The 18,559-nt window shown below is 58.2% G+C and carries 18 protein-coding genes; 3 read left to right on the forward strand and 15 right to left on the reverse strand.

Features of this window, described 5'->3' with window-relative positions; translation table 11 throughout:
• Positions 1–2 precede the first annotated feature (2 nt).
• The 9 genes from PSV26_RS02590 to PSV26_RS02630 form a co-directional block, all read right to left on the reverse strand.
• The gene (locus PSV26_RS02590; protein ID WP_300567327.1) at positions 3–371 is read right to left on the reverse strand and encodes a TrbC/VirB2 family protein; all 369 of its coding nucleotides are present in this window, start codon (positions 369–371) and stop codon (positions 3–5) included.
• 17 nt (positions 372–388) lie between these two features.
• Complete coding sequence (locus tag PSV26_RS02595) at positions 389–1,357, reverse strand: ATPase, T2SS/T4P/T4SS family (protein WP_300567330.1); 969 nt, start codon at positions 1,355–1,357, stop codon at positions 389–391.
• A gap of 89 nt (positions 1,358–1,446) precedes the next feature.
• Positions 1,447–2,091 carry a DUF4400 domain-containing protein gene (locus PSV26_RS02600; RefSeq protein WP_300567333.1) on the reverse strand — a complete coding sequence of 215 codons (645 nt, stop codon included), beginning with the start codon at positions 2,089–2,091 and terminating at the stop codon, positions 1,447–1,449.
• Positions 2,088–2,681: a hypothetical protein gene (locus PSV26_RS02605; RefSeq protein ID WP_300567335.1), complete on the reverse strand. Its 594-nt coding sequence runs from the start codon at positions 2,679–2,681 to the stop codon at positions 2,088–2,090. The genes PSV26_RS02600 and PSV26_RS02605 overlap by 4 nt, the downstream gene beginning before the upstream one ends.
• A 6-nt stretch (positions 2,682–2,687) precedes the next feature.
• On the reverse strand, positions 2,688–4,595 hold the full coding sequence (gene traD / locus PSV26_RS02610) for a conjugative transfer system coupling protein TraD (protein ID WP_300567338.1): 1,908 nt from the start codon (positions 4,593–4,595) through the stop codon (positions 2,688–2,690).
• A 2-nt stretch (positions 4,596–4,597) separates the two neighbouring features.
• A complete protein-coding gene (mobH, locus tag PSV26_RS02615) occupies positions 4,598–6,433 on the reverse strand; it encodes a MobH family relaxase (protein WP_300567341.1) in 1,836 nt (611 codons plus the stop codon).
• 85 nt (positions 6,434–6,518) lie between these two features.
• Entirely contained in the window at positions 6,519–7,076 is a 558-nt protein-coding gene (locus PSV26_RS02620; protein ID WP_300567345.1) for a FlhC family transcriptional regulator, read from the reverse strand.
• Positions 7,077–7,115: 39 nt separating this feature from the next.
• Complete coding sequence (locus PSV26_RS02625) at positions 7,116–7,418, reverse strand: hypothetical protein (protein ID WP_300567348.1); 303 nt, start codon at positions 7,416–7,418, stop codon at positions 7,116–7,118.
• A gap of 42 nt (positions 7,419–7,460) precedes the next feature.
• Positions 7,461–7,838: a hypothetical protein gene (locus PSV26_RS02630; RefSeq protein WP_300567351.1), complete on the reverse strand. Its 378-nt coding sequence runs from the start codon at positions 7,836–7,838 to the stop codon at positions 7,461–7,463.
• A gap of 374 nt (positions 7,839–8,212) precedes the next feature.
• On the opposite strand from PSV26_RS02630, the gene PSV26_RS02635 reads away from it, so the two are divergent.
• From PSV26_RS02635 to PSV26_RS02645, 3 genes are all read left to right on the forward strand, one after another.
• The gene (locus tag PSV26_RS02635; RefSeq protein WP_300567354.1) at positions 8,213–8,839 is read left to right on the forward strand and encodes a helix-turn-helix transcriptional regulator; all 627 of its coding nucleotides are present in this window, start codon (positions 8,213–8,215) and stop codon (positions 8,837–8,839) included.
• A 107-nt stretch (positions 8,840–8,946) separates the two neighbouring features.
• A complete protein-coding gene (locus PSV26_RS02640) occupies positions 8,947–9,768 on the forward strand; it encodes a hypothetical protein (RefSeq protein WP_300567358.1) in 822 nt (273 codons plus the stop codon).
• Between the two features lie 2 nt (positions 9,769–9,770).
• A complete protein-coding gene (locus PSV26_RS02645; protein ID WP_300567360.1) occupies positions 9,771–11,735 on the forward strand; it encodes an ATP-dependent helicase in 1,965 nt (654 codons plus the stop codon).
• Positions 11,736–11,813: 78 nt separating this feature from the next.
• Here PSV26_RS02645 and PSV26_RS02650 read toward each other — a convergent pair whose 3' ends face one another.
• The 6 genes from PSV26_RS02650 to PSV26_RS02675 all read right to left on the reverse strand — a co-directional run bounded on the left by PSV26_RS02650 (position 11,814) and on the right by PSV26_RS02675 (position 18,442).
• Positions 11,814–12,380: a polymer-forming cytoskeletal protein gene (locus PSV26_RS02650; RefSeq protein ID WP_300567361.1), complete on the reverse strand. Its 567-nt coding sequence runs from the start codon at positions 12,378–12,380 to the stop codon at positions 11,814–11,816.
• 19 nt (positions 12,381–12,399) lie between these two features.
• Entirely contained in the window at positions 12,400–13,455 is a 1,056-nt protein-coding gene (locus PSV26_RS02655; protein WP_300567364.1) for a hypothetical protein, read from the reverse strand.
• Positions 13,456–13,640: 185 nt separating this feature from the next.
• The gene (locus tag PSV26_RS02660; RefSeq protein WP_300567367.1) at positions 13,641–14,756 is read right to left on the reverse strand and encodes a toprim domain-containing protein; all 1,116 of its coding nucleotides are present in this window, start codon (positions 14,754–14,756) and stop codon (positions 13,641–13,643) included.
• Between the two features lie 2 nt (positions 14,757–14,758).
• Positions 14,759–15,235 carry a hypothetical protein gene (locus PSV26_RS02665; protein WP_300567370.1) on the reverse strand — a complete coding sequence of 159 codons (477 nt, stop codon included), beginning with the start codon at positions 15,233–15,235 and terminating at the stop codon, positions 14,759–14,761.
• 227 nt (positions 15,236–15,462) lie between these two features.
• Positions 15,463–17,340 (reverse strand): hypothetical protein, encoded by a 1,878-nt coding sequence (locus PSV26_RS02670; protein ID WP_300567373.1) that lies wholly within the window; start codon positions 17,338–17,340, stop codon positions 15,463–15,465.
• Between the two features lie 46 nt (positions 17,341–17,386).
• Positions 17,387–18,442: a DUF3150 domain-containing protein gene (locus PSV26_RS02675; protein ID WP_300567376.1), complete on the reverse strand. Its 1,056-nt coding sequence runs from the start codon at positions 18,440–18,442 to the stop codon at positions 17,387–17,389.
• Positions 18,443–18,559 lie beyond the last annotated feature (117 nt).

Consider the following 18,559-nt stretch of genomic DNA (forward strand, 5'->3'; position numbering starts at 1 on the left):
AGTTAGCGGATGGCTGCGCACTGGACGTCGAATGAACCCAGCGAGCTGAGCACCGAGCCGAGGCCCTGAGCGATGCCGATCAGGAGGGCGATGACGAACAACGTTCCCCAGACGCCTTTGTCCATCTTCAGGAGATACGCAAGGATGCCGACGATCGCGACAATAAGCGCGACATAAAAGAGAATCTTCTTGGCCAGGTAGGTATAGATGCCGCACAGTACGTTGTCCAGACCAGGCAACGAAAAGTTTGAGGTGGTCTGGGCGAACGCCTGGTCATTTGCCGAAAGCAGCAAGAAGCCAACGGCCAGAACGATGAAGATGCGAATGATCTGGTCGATAGAGTGCGCGGGTTTGACGGTGGTCGAAAACATGGAAAGCTCCCTGGTGGTTAAAGATCGGATTGGTACTCAAAGATGAGTTTGGTTGTGTAGCTGCCGTTGGCATCAAGGCCTGTCACTTCACGAAGCTCACAAAGGCGAAGCTCGTTTCCCTTCGGCGTCGTCACTTCGGACATGAAGCCGAGGACGTGGGCCGCCGATGCGATTCGTTTGCGGTGTGATATGAGCGGGAGGTTTGGCTGGCCTTCGATGCACATGTCCTCCAGCTTTTCCAGAATGCTGGCGGCGTCGTCGGCATGCAGCGTCGCAACGGTGCCTGGGTGACCGGATTTCGCGGCATAGATGAGGTCATAAGCTTCGCCGCCGCGGACCTCGCCCACGATGATTCGATCGGGGAAGCCGCGCATTGCGGACATGATCAGTCGCCGCACCGACACGCCTTGCTCGCTGTCGGCCTCAAAGTAGATGACATTCTCTTGCCGCAAATTCAGCTCGTGAATCGTCTCGATCACGATCATCCGCTGATCGTCGGGGATCACCGACAAGAGAGAGTTCGCCAAAGTGGTTTTTCCAGACCCTGTACCGCCCGCAAGGAATATGTTCTTCCTGTCGAGGACCGCGTTGGCGAGGTACTTTGCTACGTCTGGGGTCAACAGGCCCCGGCCGATTAGCTGGTCGAGCGTGAAGACGCTCGATCCAAGCTTTCGTATCGTGAGGCAAGAGCCCATCACCGCCACCGGCGAAAGCCAAGCTTCTATCCGGAACCCAGGAAGCTTCGCGCTGATGATCTTGTGCCCCTCCGACCCGCCTACCCCTACCTCCCTATAGCTAATGGAGGCGAGATTGGTGATCGCAGAGGAAATCTGCGCCTCGCTGATGCGGACCGGAACCCGTTGCTTTGGCGAGCCGTAGCGCTTGACGAAGACCTTGTCGACGCCGTTGACCATAACCTCAGTTAGGTCGGGCGCGCTGAGCAGCTCCATGACGGGAGCCAGGTAATCGAGTGCCAATGATTGCATGGCACAAATTTAGAGGCTGAAGGCCCTCGAAATTTTCTAGAAATACCCCTGAATTCGCCCTTTTCTCCTTTTTTTCAAAGAAGCGAGGTTCAGCGAGTGAAGATCGGCTGTGTGTGCCTTATGGCGAAACTGAAGGGCAGCGCAGTGGCGATGACCCAGAACGGCATGAACAGCGGAGTGACAACGTAAGTTGGGACGATGATGCTGAGAAGCGGCACAGCGCAGAGCAAGATCGTCACATGAAACCCGAGGCTAAATGCGGTGGGATTCTGGTGACCAAGGCTCGCAAACTTCACGTGGCGCATCTGAAAGCCGTCGAATACGACCGCAATCACAAAGGGCAGCAAGATGAGGAGCCAAGCCAGCAAAACGATAATGCGCAGGATCACGCTGTAGAGTTGCACAGACAGTGCCCGGACTTTTGAATCGGCCTCGAACGCAAAGAAGGTGGCCACCGTGCTTCCGACCTGGTGAGCAAGGCGCATGTCGTCCTGGGAGTGCTGCAGGTCGTTCAGCCCGGCCTGCACACCTGTTACGCCGAAAACGAGAGAGTGGGCTACGTTCGCCGCTTTGATGATTTCTCCCGTGTAGTGGTCACCAAAAACCCGGGTAATTGACGCTTGCTCGCGCTTCAAGCTTGTCAGCAAGATCTCGGCCGGCACAAAAAACGGCACAACGAAGATGCCCACAAGGGCCAGCACAATCCAAAAGCCGATGTGTGACGTGCTTTTCATAGCGCGCCCATGCCCGAGTTTTGCGGCCGGAACAAGAGTCTGGCGGCTTCCGCCGGCGTCATAATCTGGGAAGCGATCAGGTACTTGCCCATTTGATACTCGCCCTCATCGGCTCGAATCGGGTAGCTGGTGATGGAATAGTCCTCGGGGAGCCGGTCGGCCCACTCCCCATAGGGGCCTATCGATGGATCCCAGACAAGAATGTCCGCCTTCGGGTTGGGCGAAGCAGCTTCAACCCTGTTCGTGACAACGATCTCTCCACACTCAAGCAGGACCTCCAGATACCCTGAGGCGGCCCGATCCAGTGGAGCATTGATGCTTCGCTTGAGGCGAAAGGTTGCAATTGCCCGTTCGACCAGCTCGCCCACAATCGGCTGGTTGCTCGGCCCTTTGAGATCTGGCCCCATCAAGCGAGCGAGCTTCAGAGAGGCGTGCTTCAGTGGTGGCCAGAGATCCCACGCCGCGCGGCGCCCGTCAAAGAGACCCTTGGCGTCAAGCCACGGGATTAGCCACCCTGCATGGTCTTTCTCAACCCGACGGACAGGGGCAGGTCCAGCTTTCGGAACAAGGCGAACGATTTTGGGTTCCATGAGTATTTATTTTTGAAATTCGAGAATAGGAATCCGGCCCTTGAATATCTTGGCCCGATTGACAACAGCGACATACTGGAGGTCCGGCATCGACATGAGTACGCTTCGCGGAATCATTACCCGATTCTTTTCGCTGAAACTAATGCTCTTTGTTGCTGAGTACTCCAGTCCCACGTCTTCTGTCTTCTGGCCAGATCCCTGCGAACGATTAGCCGAGACAACATCGACCTCACCAAACTTGTCTGAGATCAGGTCAAGCGTGTCGGTGTCCTGGGTGGCCCCAACCAGCAGGTTGTTCATGTTCGCCATGAAACGCTTCGCCGCGTTGACGTCTCCGCCCATCTTCGTGACGATGTCGCTGAAAGCCTGAAAGGCGAGATACACATGAATGCCAGCGCCCCGACCCTTGTTGCAGATCTCGATAAGCGGCGCACATATTGCGTTCGATCCTTCATCAATCAGAAGGTGAACGCGCTTCTGACGCTTCTGGCTACTGTCGGAATAGTTGTAAAGAGATCCAGCCTCCGCTGCCAGGTCGGAGATGGCAAAGGCAGCGATGGCTGAGGCGACCGCAGGATCCGAAAGCGCGTCAGTACCCATGTAGAAAATCTTTCCCTCCTGGATGACCTTCCCCATGTCATAAATCGGGCGAAGATCTGCCGGATCGTCGTAATCGGGCGAGAGCATCCCCCGGAGGTCACCAGTCGAAAGCTTTGTCAGCGTTGGCGTGAGCGCAACAATCATCTTTCCGAACCACTCGCGATTCGACTCAAGGTTTCCGATTAGGCTGTCGATCTCGGCCGGTTTGGGACCTTGATACTCTTTGAAAAAGGCGATGAGCGCCAGCAGCCGGGGTTCGGCCTTCTCTGCGAAAGTCGACTTGGCCCGACCGCCCTTTCCGTTCTGCGCCGACGTGATCGACTGGATTTTCTCGTTGATCTGCGCGGAGAAATTCTCGACACGCGGAGTTAGCCACTGGACGAGAACGTCTTCGCACAATTTCTCAGAGTTGTCCAATGCTCGGATGTGGTCAAGGATCGATGCGATCGTCGGGCGGCGGCCGATGATCTTCATGCAGGCGACGATGCTTGTGATAACTTGCCAGCAAAAATCAATGAAGTTGTTGCCTTCTTCACCGGCACTGATGATCTGAGTGATGCGGGAGGCGACCTGCGACTCGCGCTCCCAGTTTTTCAGTCCGTCGAAGCGGACCCCTTGACTGGGAAACGCCGGATGGAAACTGATGAATCGCGATGGGTCCCCGCACGCGGCGGCTGCATCCTGTGCGATCTTGCGGAGATCTTTCTCCCCCTTCGGGTCAATGATGATCACGGTGTCGCCGGCGAGCGCGAATTGATAGACCAATAGCTTGTACAAGCTCGTCTTGATTGCACCTGTCGTCGCGGCGATTGCCGTGTGGCCGGCCAGGCCAGTAAAGGGAACAATGACGTCTTTTTCTGTGCCGAGGCCGTGCACCCACTGCCGCCCCTTCATGGCCCGGGGGTCAAACTTCACACCGTTGAGTTTCAGGAACCAGTTTGGCGGATAGATTTCGGCTGAATCACGTTTCAGAATGTCGTAGGCTTGCTGCGTATGGCTGGGTTGCCACTCCCAACCCCATCCGAGCCAGACGTTGTCCTGCAGCTCCTTCTGAATGCCGTCGATCTGCGCCGTGCTGACTTTGTCGATTGCGGCACCAGACAACCGTACTTTGTATCCCCACACCTGCGCGGCCTGGTAGTAGCGCAGAGCAGTCATGAACATGGCAAAGAACAGCATCATCGCCATTGCCGTGCCTGACAAGTTCGAAAATAGCGCCAATCCAACGATCCAGAGGACGGCGACGCTCCAGGCGAGCGCTGCCCTTCCCTCGAACACTGGTCGAAAAAGCGAATCAGCTTTCAACTCACGCATCATCAGACCTTTGCGTCCGTGGCCATTCCCACCTTCGCCGCGAAGTCAAGCTTGACCGCAAAAGCGAGGCGAGGCGTCGGCGAATCCGAGAACACCACCTTGGAGACAAGTGCCACACCCTTCTCGTTCGGGTTGCGTGCAATGACGCCTACCCGCTCAAGCGGGTTCAGGAGATCTGCGAGGTCATATCCTGCAGTGTTGTTCAGCCAGTTCACGCACACCGCTACGCCCCAGTCGAGCACCTTCACCCGATCACCGCGATAGGCAAGGCTTTGCTCAATGATCAGCCCGAGGGCATTTGCAGTGTCGTCCGTGTCCTTGACCCTCAGTTTCGCGAGCCAGTCGGGTGGGACCCGCTTCCCTGGGTGAGGCTCAAACTCGGCGTCGGCAATGGCAGCTCCGGCCGGCTGCGACGCGGCCGCTGTCGACGGGGCACTTTCGGGATCCGGCACCACGACCTTCTCCGCCTTCGGCGGAGCAACCGTCCGAGGTTGTGGCCCGCCAACCAGGACCGCCCCGGGCTGCTGCTCCGCGGTTGGCGGAACTTGGCGCGGTGCGGAGGCAGTCTCGGTTGCCCGAGTTGCTGCCAGTGCCAGCTGTTCGGCTTGCGCCTCTGCCATAGCCTTGCCAAAAGGCGAAGTGATCGGTTCGACGCTTAGGTGTCCCAGAAGCACGGCGGGTTCCTTGAACCGCATGGCTGATACGACGCTCCTGTCTTCACCTACGACAATGTCATGCACCCACACGCCGGTGTCCTTCCCGATGATCACCCCGCTTTGACCAAGCATCTCTGCAAGTGTCACCGACGAGTGCGGCATCCCTTGGAGCTTCCTCTCACCGAAAACCTTGATGACGTCCTTCAGGCCACGCGGCCACGCGACGTACAACCCGTCGGACCCCCAAAACAGGCATCCCGCTGGGTCGTTGGTTTTCCACAGGCCTGACTCGACGAGTTCCCGCATGGCGTTGAGGAAATGCACTTCGAATTGAGTGCCCACAGTGAGCCGCCCGAAGCGGGAGGCGTGCTGCAGCGCCTCAACTTCCTTCACCCGGCCGATTACCCCCTTGAGAACTGCGCCAAGGATGCTGTCTGAAGAGAGCATTTCGCGGGTCGCTGCCACGTTCAGATCACGAATGATCTGCGGATCTGTCTGCGACAGCCAGTTCATGATCTCCGCGGGCACTATTGCGGAAAGGATTGAAGCGCCCTCGGCGCCAGTCACCCGTGCCTTCTCGTGCCAAATGACAAAGTAGCGATCAGCGCCTCGTTCGGTCAGCCAGGTCAGAAGGGGGACGCCATACTTTGGCCACTGCGTTCCTCCAGCGTCCGTCACAGTCATTTGCCCGACTGGCAAATGAAGTTGGGAAAGCAATCCGGCCAGAAATGCTGAATAGCGCCACGCGCCAATCGTCCTGTGTCGCTCTTCGATTGACGATTCGGGCACGAAGATTTTCCCCTCTGCCGCCTGCCTGGCCATGATGGCGATATCCAGGCTCATGTTGAAGAGACCCCCTGGGCCACTGTAGTGCGTGGAGGATGACGCTGGAAGAAGGTGGATTTGGCTGGCAAGCAGCCGGATGGGGGTGAGGTAGAGCCGCTCGAACTCGCCCGATGTTCCACCAGCGATCTCGACCAGACGCTTCAACTTCCGTTCCGCGCCGTGCAGCAACTGCTCGGCCTCGACGACGGGTAGGCCAGTGTCGACTGGAGGGTAAATGGCCACGAGTTCGGCCTTCGACGCCTGCCAGCGCGCACTGTTAGCGAGCGTTGCGCGTTGCTCCACAACTGGAGTTGCTGGCGGCGCTGCCTTGCGGAAAATGAAATTGAGGAAGGACATGACACCCAAGTGTGATGTCCCGGGCCGACGATTCTGGGGACGAAATCACCCCGAATTGAGCGATTTCACCCGTTCTGCGAGATTTTTAAGCTGCTTTTGCGGGCCGAGGTGGCGCGGCATCAACTTTGGGCGCGGCCTTCCGGTTTGCCGTTGCCAGCAAATCGCAGAATACACAATCAATCGACGTTACAGAGATGTGCTTGGTCAGCAAGTTCCTGGATCCGCAGGAAGCGCACCTGTGCAAACGGCTCTCGCGGGTCTCAATTTCGAGTGCAACGACGTACCAGTGATCGAACGAAATCAGTTGTTTTTCATCGGTGCCGAACGCGGTCTTGCGCCGGTACAGGCGGTACACCACGACGAGAGCCGACTCAAAGGCGACCCCTGCACTTCGCAGATCGCTGAATTGGGTGTACAGCGAGTTCAGATTAGCGCGGTACGTAAGGCTGCGGTACATCAGCACGACCTGCTTGCATGAGGGTTGAGTTCCCCCCGGGGCGCGCAGGTCGCTCGTTTCGTACATGCGCCGTGCAGCAATTTCGGCGTATTGATGCGGTACAAGCTGCGCTATTGTTGCGGGGCGGGCTCTAAAGCTGACCAGTTCCCGAATACTGGTGATTTGCTCGGGCGGCAGCACGGCCACGAGCGTTTCTCGCTTCAGTCTACTTGCGGATTGCATAGCCTAGCGCCCCGGTCCGTATTTCAAACGAGCAGCTGACCTTAGATGGGCCTGCCCCTGATCTACCGGCAGGATTGACGCATTGCGCAGGGTGTCGTGATCGATGACGGGCTGTAGCAGGAAAGTCCCAAGCCCTGCCACCTTCTCCAGCTCGGCCGAAGGGACCGCGAGTGTCTGAGCAAGGAACTGGCTGGAGATATTCAGTCGCAGGCACAAGGCGTCGCCCTGTGAACTGTGGCGAGTGACAATGTTCAAAAACTGCCGGTTTAATGCGGCGATGTCTGCATCGAGAACTTCAGATGACATGGATAGATCCTGGAAGGTAATGTGCCGAGTCGGCTATGACATTCATTGCCCGGTACCGGTGCGGTCCAGAACCCAAATACTGTTTCCGATCCTCCGCGCGTCTTCGACCGTCTTTAGTTCAACGCGCTCTGCCTTTGCCTTTGCTTCCGTCTCTGCCTTTTTCAGCTCCTTCTCAAGGTCCAGTGAACGCTGAGTGACATCCAAGGGTTGAGTGACATCGTAGGAGGATTTGTAGGGTGAACTCGACGTTGTCGAAGCGACGCTAGCGTCATAGCCCCCGGAATCCGGAATGATGAGATTGCCCTTTTTCCCGCATTTCATCCAAGGCGGACAGCCTTGGGCGAACGAAAAGTCAGGTGTGACCAACGGTAGAACGGCGGCTATTGCCACGACAAATTTGAAGCTTGAAATCGCAAACACAACAGACCCCCTTTTTTTATCCTAGTTGAAGGCATTTAGTAAAGCAATGTAATTTCCAAAATATTAGAGTGACAAAACAATCTCGATTCTTAGCAAGCTAACCTAAACGGGTTCAGTTGCTTGTCACTGCGAGTGAGCGACATACGAAGAAACGTGTAGACAGTTGTCCAGTTTCTTTTTGCAAACATTCTTGGTGAAATATTCACATCCGGAGTTGTCCCGTGCTCGCAACAGACAGCCCAGGGAGCTTCAGTGCATCGAGGCCTCGTTTATTTCGAAATACAACAAAGTCCGCGCACAATGCATTCCGCGAAGCTCTGTATATGAAAAACTCTGCCACATCGAGCTTATCGTGACATAAACTTACAAAGTGAGTGACAAAGAAAAAAATGTGGCATAAAAATCTCCTTGCAGTGCTGAGCCGTCACGGCTATGACCCCCATGCAGCCGAAACGCTCCAGGAACTTCACGCCAGGACCGGTGTATCTGCCGGGCGCCTTACCTTGCTTCTAACCGGCAGTGCTGAAGCAACCATTCACGACATAGAGTTGGTGGCAGCAGAACTGAATATTCCCCCAGGTGAGCTGTTGAACGCAGATCCAAGCTTTCTGCGTGTTTACTCGATCGATGGATCTAATCCGATCACCGTCGCACTTCCGCCCAATCTTCTGGCTTACATTGCTGCGGCTGCCGGGGGGGCGTTGATGTATGCGGACTCCAATGATGCGAGCTACAGCGGTATCGAGGGTGACACTGTCACGATCTGCAGCAGGGGCCTGAAGGACCTTGTGTCGGGATCGCTGTATCTGATGGAGACTGAATCGGCGCGCTTCATTCGTCGCTGCGTCGAAGCGAGGCCCAGTCGCAAGGAAGCGGTGTTCGCGAATGGCCCAGGTCCGGACGCCGAAAGACTGGTAGTGAACTGCGAACCGGTGCAGGTTGTATCGGCAACCTCTCCACTCATCATGGGCCAGGTCCTTTGGACAATCGACAGGGTCTAGCCTTCATCTGAGGGGTGAAACGGGGGAAATAGGCTAATTCGGGGCCATTTCCCAAATATTTTCTGGGTGTCTGCCTTCTAAAGTTAGCTGAACTTTAGGAGCGCTCTATGGCACGAAAACAGGAAGTAAAACTCGTCCCCGCACAACGCAATGAGGACTCACTCAACGAGCTGAAATTCGGCGACGGATCCGTGATGTCATTGAAAGACCTGTTCGGCAAGAAGTTCGACGGCTCCGTCATCACGAGAGAGTTCGAGCTGATCAACAAGCCCGTGCAGAACTTCATCCGCCGCGACTTCATCTTCCTGTCGCGGTGCTTTTACCTCGGCACGGTGCTCGGGGAGAACAAGAACGTCGACGCCGGCCGGATGGCGTCCCTGGACACGGAGCTGTTCAATATTTTCACCAGCGTGCAGGAACTTGTCCGCAAGCGCCTCAACGAGATCACGCGTCTCCTCCAGCTGCACGGTGCTGACAAGGAGGAAGTTCACACCGCCCGTCCGATGCTCTACCGGGTACCAATCATTCACCCTCGAGCCTATGAATTTCTGAACCTCCTGCGTGAAGTGGATTCCCTACACTCTCTGCGCGAGCACGCATGGCTTCTCGGCCTCATCAACCCGCAACAGCGCGCCGACAACTTTCGTGAAACCATGAAGGCCGTCCGCCGTATCGGTTTTGTCACACGCATGAATCGCATCGCCATGTGGAAAATGCTTCAGCGTGCGGCGGAAGAAACCGGCGGGCAAGAAGGTGAAGACCTCCGCCAACTCGCCACCGAGCAGGCCCAGACGCTTGCTGCCGAGCGCAAGGTGGATCCTGAGATCGCCGGCAGCGTCAGCAGCGAGGCAGGGCTTCCTTCTGAACCGAGCAGCGACGCGCTGCCAGGCGAAGCCCGCAGGCCCGAGGCTGTAGCTGCCGCAGAATAGCCTTGAGCTTCTCGGACCAACAAACGCAGCTGATCTGCGTCCAGGGGCATGCTGTTGCCTTGGCTGGTCCAGGGTCGGGAAAAACCTCCACAATCATTGAAAAGATTGCCCGGCTGCTGCAGCAACCGGGCAACTCCGTCGTGGCGTGCTCGTTTACACGGGAGGGTGCTGAGGAGATCAGGCGCCGGCTGACCAAGCGGATTGGGGACGCAGCAATGGCGAGCGCCGACATCCGTATCGGGACCTTCCACAGCGTCATAGCGGAGCATCGAAAGACCTTTGGCCGTAGCCCCAAGATGATCTCTCCCGCGCACCAGATGAAGACTCTGGCGACCGTTGCGCGAGAACATGGCATGTCGCTGGGCGACGTGATCCCAGAATTTGAGGAAATCAAGCACCAGTTGTCGCCGCCTGACGCCAACTCGCTCCCAGCCTGGTTCACGGACTACGAAAGCCACCTGAAGACCCTGGGTGCGATAGACCTGCAGGATCTCATCCGAACTACGGTCCAGCAGATGGCGCTTTCCGCGAAACTTCCCGAGCCACCCGATTCGCCGCCTGACGACGAAGAACCAATGCCCCTGCGCCTTGCGTTCGCAGCCGCGGCATATCGGGACGCTTTCAACAAGAAGCGGGAGGAACTGAGCCTACGAATCGAAGCTTGCCGGCGGAAAGGCAACACGCAGGAAGCAGTGCAGCTGCAGGCAGAACTGACCAGGACATCAAACGAGGGCGGGGCGCTGCCGCTACTGCCTGCGACGCACCTGGTGATCGACGAATCGCAGGACAATGACGAACTCCAGTTCGCCCTTGCAACGCTGCACGCCCTGGCCGGCGTTACCACCACGCTGATCGGCGACGACGATCAGACGATCTATGAATGGCGAAGAGCCATGGGCTATCCAGGCTTGCTCTCGTTTGCCAACACTTTCAACGCGACCGTCATCACGCTGGGCGACAACTACCGGTCGCTCCGCACGATAGTCGAAGCCGCGGACCAGCTCATCCGCCACAACAACGGCCACCGCATCGAGAAAGTGTTCGTGGCCAAGCGCGGTCCTGGCGGGTCGGTGCTGGCCGAGCAGACCAACACCGAATGGGGCATGGTCGAGCTATCCGCGAAGATCATCCTTGAGCACACACAAGAATGCGCGGACCCTAGCGGCCGATTCAAAAGGCAGGTTGAGACAGGTCAGTTCGGGATACTTAGTCGCAACAATTTCATATTGGACGACATCGAGGCCGAGCTGATGCGAGAGGGAGTGCGGTACGTGCGGCAGGGGACTTCGATTCTCCAGAAGGAAGCTGCAAAGTACATCTATGAACTGCTCGGTGCCGTGTACGGGTTCGACATAAAGGGCATTAGCTTCCTCCTGCAGATCCATGGCGTGAGCGCCTCGATGACGAACAACGTATGCCGGGAGATCACTGGCCACGAGAAGGACTTTGTGAATGGAAGGCTGGGAAATTTCCAGCGATTCGGCGAGGGTTCCGACGCAATTGATCGGACGGTCGGATGGCTAGTTGCGCGACGAGCCGAGGTCGACGAGAAGACAAAGTCGAGGGAAGTCATCGGCAGCGTGTGCGCCGTTGTACGGGAGGTGCTCCATCCAGCGGGGCCATGGGACAGGAAGAACATCCAGAATCGAAAGTGCATTGCCGCCGTTCAACGGTGTTTGGAGCGGATGAACCAACCGGTGCTGACCCGTGTGGCAATGCTCCAGAATCGTGATTTCAAGGGCGCAGAGAGAAACGCCGTGAGCCTGATGACCTTCCACGGGAGTAAGGGCTTGGAGTTCAACAAGGTGATCCTGCTCGGAGCCGATGACGACGTATGCCCTGGCAAAGGTGAGTTCCAGTCCGAGCGACGCTTGTTCTACGTGGCTGTTACCCGGGCGAAGGACTCAATGCTGGCGCTCTACAGCGGGAAGCCTTCGCGGTACCTGGCCGAGATGGGTCTTACTTAATCCCGAAGCGCAGGTGGCGCGGCGCACGGCCAGCTCCGCTGGCCCGGGCAGGTGACGGCTTTCCCGGCCGTGAGCGGATCAAAGGCGTTCGGCGTAGGGAACCGCCCTGCCACTCAGCATGCCGCCCTCATACGCGCGTTGGCGCCCATACGCCACCGTTCCCTTGATGCTGCCGCTGGCAGCAAGGACGAGCAGACCCTTCGTCACGATCGCGTCGCCGTCCTTCTCAGGGGCGGATACCTTGCCGGCAACGACCACGTACTCGTCAGACTCAATAGACCCCACGACCTCGCCACCTGGCTTCACGATCACGGGAGCGGACCCGGCCATGATTCTGCCCTCGACAGTTCCGGAAATGACCACGGCGTTGCCGTTCGACACCAGGTCGGCCTTGATGACAACGCCGGCAGGAATCAGCAGGACTTTCTCCGCATCAATGCTTTTGATGAACTGCTCAACCTCGAGGCTCAGTGGCGCTTCCGGGGCGATGACGGTCTCTTCCCTTGTGTCGGCGCTGTGCACAACCGCCAGCGCTGGCGTTGTGCGGCTGCCGGACAGCTCCGCAGGCGCGCCGGACGAGCTGGCACCTGCGGAATCCGGTCCGGATTCAATGTGACCGGGGAATGAGGAAGTGGTTGCGTTCATGGGTTCTCCTTTGGGTGAATTAATTGAGTACGAGCTGTTCGCCCTTGGACGTCACCGCCGTTGAGGCCGCCTTATCGACAGACTTCAGGGTTGAACCATCGGGAAGCTGTTGGCCAACCTTCACGATCATGGGTAGCCGCGTCGTAGGGTTTGTGACGACGATGCTCGCGGGATCCTGAACGGCAAGCATGCGGACACTACTCTTTGCACCAGGTGCGGGCGTGCCGGCCTTCGCGGTCAGGACAACGGGCCCGGACGCGGCGGCGGGTGCCTGGACGACAGGCGCGGAAGTGTTGCCCTGAGCCGCAGTGGGTTTTGCGAGCTGCAATGCCGGCTCATTGAACACTGCAATTTTGCTGTCCTCGGGTGAAGCGGGAGCTTGTCCCTTCGGTTGCGCGACCGGTGCGGGCGCTTTACGTTCAGGGACGACCGCGGCAGCGACAGGACTTGGCATTGGGAGCGCCAGACGCGCTGGCAATGGCGCCGCGGGTTGGGACGGTGGTGGCGTGACTTTGCCGGAACTGACGTTCGACTGCGTGACCGGAGGTTTCGCTGCGGCCGCTGGCGCGGTGTTGGGTGCGGGGGCCAATGCCTTTTGGGCCGTCGCTGGTGCTTGCTGGGCTGGTGGTGGCGGCGACAGATCTGCGCGCTGAGCCGATGCGCCATCCTCCAGGGGTTTGGCGTCAGCCTCAACGATGGGCGGAGGCAATTTACTGAGGTCGATTGGCTCGGACCCGTATGAAGAGGGTGCAATGCTGATCGATTGCGGATGGATCGGTTGGTTTGTAGAAGGTGGCGCGAACGGCAATCCGGCCGTGAATGGCGGAAGGCTTGTGAAACCAGTTGCGATGAGCGCCCCCGCGAGCAGCGCGGCCGAGACCTGGAAACTACCTCGTGTCCAGAACCGGCTTGCGATCAGCCGTGCCCACCGTGATGCGCGTTGCCCGGAGGACTCTATCTTCCAATTTCCGGTGCCTTCATCCTGCAGCAGGTATTGGCCGGGCTTGGCATTGTGCTCAAGAGCCATCCTTCCAAGGGGTAGCGAGATTTGTAGTTGGTGCACGGTTGATTTCATGGTGAGTGTGGGGACGGATGCGCCCACACGGGCTGCTTTGAATTGATTTTTGAGCGAAACCGCTCACGCAAATCCGGGGAAATGTGCCTGAATTCGTTAATTTCCCCCCGGCGTGCACGGCTTAAAGAAAAGTCACTGCAAAAAAAAACGCCCCGATTGGGGCGTTTTGTAGAGAATTTGGTCCGTCACGCAGCAACCTCCTGAAGGAAGTTGACCATGTCCGTACCTTGAACCTCGGGTGTACGAATGACCACCTTGAGAGATCCATCGAGCAACCGTGCTTGCACGTCTGCTCGTTCGACCAGGCGGCGAGCCGCATCGAGGCCAGGGTTTCCGCCCCGCACCGTCAGATGATCGTTATCGGCGAAGATGACCAATGACGTTATTGCCGCAGGGACAAAGAAATTGGCCATGCCGGTATCTGCCACAACGGACCACGTAGGAACGCTGGAATAGACCATTGCAGCCAACGCAGTCTCAATGCCCTCACCAATGCCCAGAACGCCGTCTACAGGCTTCGCGAGCCGTATCTGGTAGTGCCGGGCCCCAATCGAAGGCATGAGCTTCTTGGCAGGGAGATCCACCAACTGAGTTGGATCGTCCGAGTCAGGTTCGCTAAGGGCGAGCTTCTTGCCGTTTGGCGTCAGAAACGTCCGGTGGATGTTGCATGCACGCCCGGTCTCGTCAACTACCGCGGCAACCATGCATGGATGGAGGCCGTAGTTCTTGCCCAATTCACCGTTGCTCCCCGGCTGGCCGAAGAACGGGAGTCCTGGGTGATACCGCAGAGCAGCTGGAAACACCTCAAGCCCAGGGATGCGGCTGTGGAGATATTTGGCAACCGGATCGCCTTCGACGATCGGCCTGGCTTCTGACCAGATCTTCGCGTACTTCGCGCGGAGGCGCGCAATCGCTTCTTCTGGCTTGCCCTCAGGAGCTGGTGCCTTTTTCTTGACGAGCCCGGGCTTGCGCGACGACGGGGTGCCGCCAAAGTAGTCATAAATGACCCACTTCGCAGCTTCCACATAGGACTTGCCCGTTGCCTTCATGAGGAGCGACATGCCATCCCCATGACCGCACACCGCGCAATGCCAGTTTCCGTTCCCGTCCTTGTTTTCAAACCGGAACTTGCCCTTAAGCCCTTCGTGCAAAGGGCACTGAACCTTCTTGTTCCGGAGACTCTCGGAGGGAATTCCGGCGCCGGCGAGGATGTCAGCCCATTTCCCGTCCGCGAGATCCTTCAGGCGTTCGGACAGGCGCTCTTCAAACTGCGGTGCCTGTTGAGTTGAGTTTGCTGGCATTTCTACCTTCCGTAGCTAACTGTCGACGAAGCGAGGATGACCCGCGTTTCGCTCCCGCCCTGGAGTACGTAGACCTGAGAGCCGACGCGAATGTTCGGATCCTCCTGGGCCACGGCCAAGACGGAGCCCGACGACAGCTTCACGATGAGGATCGAAGCCTTCCGCGTCTCGGCGCCGAATACGGCACCGGCTCGCTCGCCCATCAAGCCACAGAGGCCGACGACGGTTGTGCGCGATTGCCAGTCGGACATTTTCCGGGTGGCAGCGCCACAGGCCAGGCCTGCAGCTGCTGCGCCCACGACGCGCGATGTGCCTGTCGCTTGGACGGCGAGATCGGAACTGACCACGTCAATCACAACGGCCGTTTGCGCGGGCATCGCTCGCCGAACGTCATTGGAGTTGTAGTCGGTACCCGAAAACTGGGCGTGGCCGAACGTGGTGAGTGTCAAGGCTGCAATAGCCAGAATAATCTTCTTCATGTTGATTTCCTTGATGGAGAGCGCGTTCCCAAAGGAATGCACCCTTGGGGACGATAAAACAGCGACAAAGCACTGCACTGGCCTCACTGGGGGGAGGCGGCCCGGCATGGTTTGCACCACGATTCCTTGATCTTACACTGCAGCCGTCTTTTTGAAAACACCCCGAATTCATGGGTGCGCTCAAAAAGACGCTCTCACCCGTGAGGGTGAGAGGTCTGGAGAAAAGGCTATGCAGCCTTCGGCAGAAGAATTACCGACTGCATCATCGTTATCACCTGCCGTGGCAGGTCGGAAATCGAATCGACGACACACGAGTTCGGAACCAAGTGACTCACCTGGGTTTCAATCCCGATGGCCATGTGTTCGATCCCATCACCCTCCCCCATTTCGATCATGAGGCTGGCAGCAGTGAGGTCGTCAGGAGCACCGTCAGTGACGATGAGACAAACGTGCCGCGTCGCAGGAGACGAAAGCAAGACGGTATGCGCGTGGATTAGCGCGACATCCATCGGAGTTGTGCCGTTTGGCGCCATCGCTCGGAAGCGATGAGCAACGTCACGGATTGACTCACCCGGGCGAACCAGCTCCGCAACGTCATAGCTTTGGAACGGGAAAGCAGATACCGAATACGACACACCCAGGACCTCGTCCAGAGCCAGGCCCAAAGCCAGGGCAGCATCCAGCGCCACTGCACATCGGCCTTTTACCGACATCGAGTCACTGATGTCCAGCAGCAAGTGAACGGCAGTGTCCACTTTTTGAACCTCAGCCCGGCGCTGGAAAATCCGAGGATTCCCGAGCGCCATTTTCAGGCCTGCGTCGCGTGTGAGCCGTTTTCCGTACTCTCCACTTGTGTACCGCTTCCGGGTATGGGTCTGAAGAAACTCCTCGATCCCATACTGGAGCGCCGTCGAGGCAGCTCTAACCCGCTGTATCGCTTCGGCATCGCTCTTTGACCCTTGCACGCCGAACACCTCTGGGATGTTGAAGGTTGCGTCACGATTTGCGCGCGACTCAACCAGGCTCTGGGACATCTCCTCGCGGATCACGTCACCTCGATCCGCGCCCTCCTCAAGGCCTGGGGTGTCCAAGGCCTCCCGCAGAGACGCTGTGTAGGACGTCCGCGTACCAGGGAAGCCAGCGGATTGCTCCGGTGCACCGCTTGGGCCGCTTGACGCCGGCATTTGACCGTCGCTTTGCGACCCTGCGGCACTGGCACCACTCGTAGGTGCATCGGAGCCACCTGCGGTGCTTTCAGCGTTTTGACCGACCTGTCCGGTGCTGTCCTCAGACTGCTCCTCGGGGTCGCCTTCGCTACCGGGGTCCCCGGCAGCTGCTTCGTCAGGCTCTCCAGGCAAAGTGGCCTCATCGCCATCACCTCCGCCTGTCGATGGCGGCATGGACGGCGATTCGGCACCACTGCCTTGCGATCCGTCGCCGGATTCCGCGTTGTCAGGCGCGGACTCCACTTCCGCGAGTTCCTGGCGCAAAAGCCCGACGATTTGGTCAGCGGCACCGACGACCGCGTGCGTCGACGACGACCAGGCGGCCTGCAGCGCAATCTTCTCGATCTCGTCAGCCAGCGGCTGGGAAACCGAGTTCCTCCAGACGTCACGCTGCTGGACGCCGATGCCGGCGACCGCTTTGTAGTGGAGCACCGACTCGTAGAGCCAGTCCTGCAGGTAGCGGATCAGCTTGCGCGGAAGCTCAGCGTCTGGATCAACGACGCCCTGTCGACCGGTTTCGACAAACTTCAGCGTCAAAGCATCCAGCCAGTGGCGCGCCCCAGGGAACACGCCATTGATGAGACGCTCGATGCGGATGTCTTCGAGGACATTCACCAGCATCCTGTGAAGCTCGTCCCCTGGCCTGGTGCCGGCAGCCGCGAAATCGGTGTGCCGAATGTGCCCGGACTCGTGAACGATGTAGCCGAGCGAATAGATTGCCAGCTCTCCACCGGTATACGGCAGCGGCGGAAGAATAACCACTCGCCCGTTCGTTGCCGCGGTTGTAGCCCGTGGGTCGGTCCTAAGATCGACTCCGGCACCGGCCGCCACAATGCTCAGCATGTATGGCAGCGACTTGAGCAAAACGGAATCACTCATAGGTGATCCTTTCTGAAAAGAGGAGCGGGCCTGAAGGCCCGCTTGCTCAAAAGTTGAAAAAATTCGCCGCTGGTGGCGGCGTGTAGGCGACCGGCTGGAATGCCGGTCCTCGCGGCTGTTGGGCACCTTGGGAGGTGTCGAACAAGCCTGGCACCTTGATCATCGGCTGCGCGGTCACAGGGACTGGCAACGCTTTAGGCGCAACCGCCTTGTACGGCTGGCCGAACGCCTCGTCATAGACCATGGAGACGTCCGACTCGGTCACTTTCGTGCCGATCACAAGTGCCTGGTCCGGAGAACTAAGCATGGACGTGAGTCCATACAGGTTCCGGAGGTCAGCACCCTCGATGCGCCCCTCTGGCGGCATCACGGACAGAACATGGCGAATCATGCTTGCCAGCGCCCCGACCCGTGGATCAACGAAGTTGAAGCCGTCGAGCTTGTCAGCCATGGCCAACAGCGGCCGGAACGCCTTGCGCGTGACACCGTCGCGATTCTTCAGACTCTCGTCCAGAAGCTTGCTCGATGCCTTGGCGATATCGTTCAGCAGGTTGCCGAGGAGGCCCCCTACTTTGCTTTCGAGACCCTTCGCCATCAAGCCACCTTCGTCACCGGCGGAAATGCGGACACCATCCCAGTCGAACTGGATCTGGTCGTCAACGTAAGTAATGTCGAATGCATTGCCCCTGATGATTGCTTCCCAGCGCGGATTTTGCTTGGCAAATTTGTCAAAGATCAGCGGGTAGCGGGACATCAGGTCTGCCTTGAGGCTCAGTCCTTTTGTCACCAGGACGTTGAGCTCCTTGGCCAGGTCCTGCGCCTTGTGGTCCGGGATTGCGAAACCACCAAGGAACGGAGCGCCGATGGAGGAGCACGCCCGTTGCATTGCGCCTTTGACTGCACTGAGCTTTGCGAGCTCGGCCTTGTCAAAGACGCGTTTGACGCCCAGCGCCATGACCTGCTTTGTTTTGTCGACGTCAATGGTGACATTGAGTGCCGACTGCAGGTCTGCTGAACTGAGCTTTCTGTTGCCGTGGAAGAGGCGACAGTTGAGAGTGAACAAGCAGATCTTGTCCAGTGTTTGCTTGGCAATTTGTGCCATTGCAGACTCCTAAAAATAGAAGGATGAGCCCGAAGGACTCAAGATCCTCGCGGGTTATGGCTGCTAGCGCAGCTGCTTGACGAGCATGTGCTCGATCAGAAATTCACGCGACAGAGT

Source organism: Polaromonas sp. (assembly GCF_029945685.1).
In the GTDB taxonomy this organism is placed as follows: Bacteria; Pseudomonadota; Gammaproteobacteria; order Burkholderiales; family Burkholderiaceae_C; genus Polaromonas.

What these genes read in the sequence shown, in the direction of transcription:
- PSV26_RS02590 (WP_300567327.1), bottom strand. Translation starts at nt 371, where the DNA reads ATGTTTTCGACCACCGTCAAACCCGCGCACTCTATCGACCAGATCATT.
- PSV26_RS02595 (WP_300567330.1), bottom strand. Translation starts at nt 1,357, where the DNA reads ATGCAATCATTGGCACTCGATTACCTGGCTCCCGTCATGGAGCTGCTC.
- PSV26_RS02600 (WP_300567333.1), bottom strand. Translation starts at nt 2,091, where the DNA reads ATGAAAAGCACGTCACACATCGGCTTTTGGATTGTGCTGGCCCTTGTG.
- PSV26_RS02605 (WP_300567335.1), bottom strand. Translation starts at nt 2,681, where the DNA reads ATGGAACCCAAAATCGTTCGCCTTGTTCCGAAAGCTGGACCTGCCCCT.
- traD (WP_300567338.1), bottom strand. Translation starts at nt 4,595, where the DNA reads ATGCGTGAGTTGAAAGCTGATTCGCTTTTTCGACCAGTGTTCGAGGGA.
- mobH (WP_300567341.1), bottom strand. Translation starts at nt 6,433, where the DNA reads ATGTCCTTCCTCAATTTCATTTTCCGCAAGGCAGCGCCGCCAGCAACT.
- PSV26_RS02625 (WP_300567348.1), bottom strand. Translation starts at nt 7,418, where the DNA reads ATGTCATCTGAAGTTCTCGATGCAGACATCGCCGCATTAAACCGGCAG.
- PSV26_RS02640 (WP_300567358.1), top strand. Translation starts at nt 8,947, where the DNA reads ATGGCACGAAAACAGGAAGTAAAACTCGTCCCCGCACAACGCAATGAG.
- PSV26_RS02650 (WP_300567361.1), bottom strand. Translation starts at nt 12,380, where the DNA reads ATGAACGCAACCACTTCCTCATTCCCCGGTCACATTGAATCCGGACCG.
- PSV26_RS02655 (WP_300567364.1), bottom strand. Translation starts at nt 13,455, where the DNA reads ATGAAATCAACCGTGCACCAACTACAAATCTCGCTACCCCTTGGAAGG.
- PSV26_RS02660 (WP_300567367.1), bottom strand. Translation starts at nt 14,756, where the DNA reads ATGCCAGCAAACTCAACTCAACAGGCACCGCAGTTTGAAGAGCGCCTG.
- PSV26_RS02665 (WP_300567370.1), bottom strand. Translation starts at nt 15,235, where the DNA reads ATGAAGAAGATTATTCTGGCTATTGCAGCCTTGACACTCACCACGTTC.
- PSV26_RS02670 (WP_300567373.1), bottom strand. Translation starts at nt 17,340, where the DNA reads ATGAGTGATTCCGTTTTGCTCAAGTCGCTGCCATACATGCTGAGCATT.
- PSV26_RS02675 (WP_300567376.1), bottom strand. Translation starts at nt 18,442, where the DNA reads ATGGCACAAATTGCCAAGCAAACACTGGACAAGATCTGCTTGTTCACT.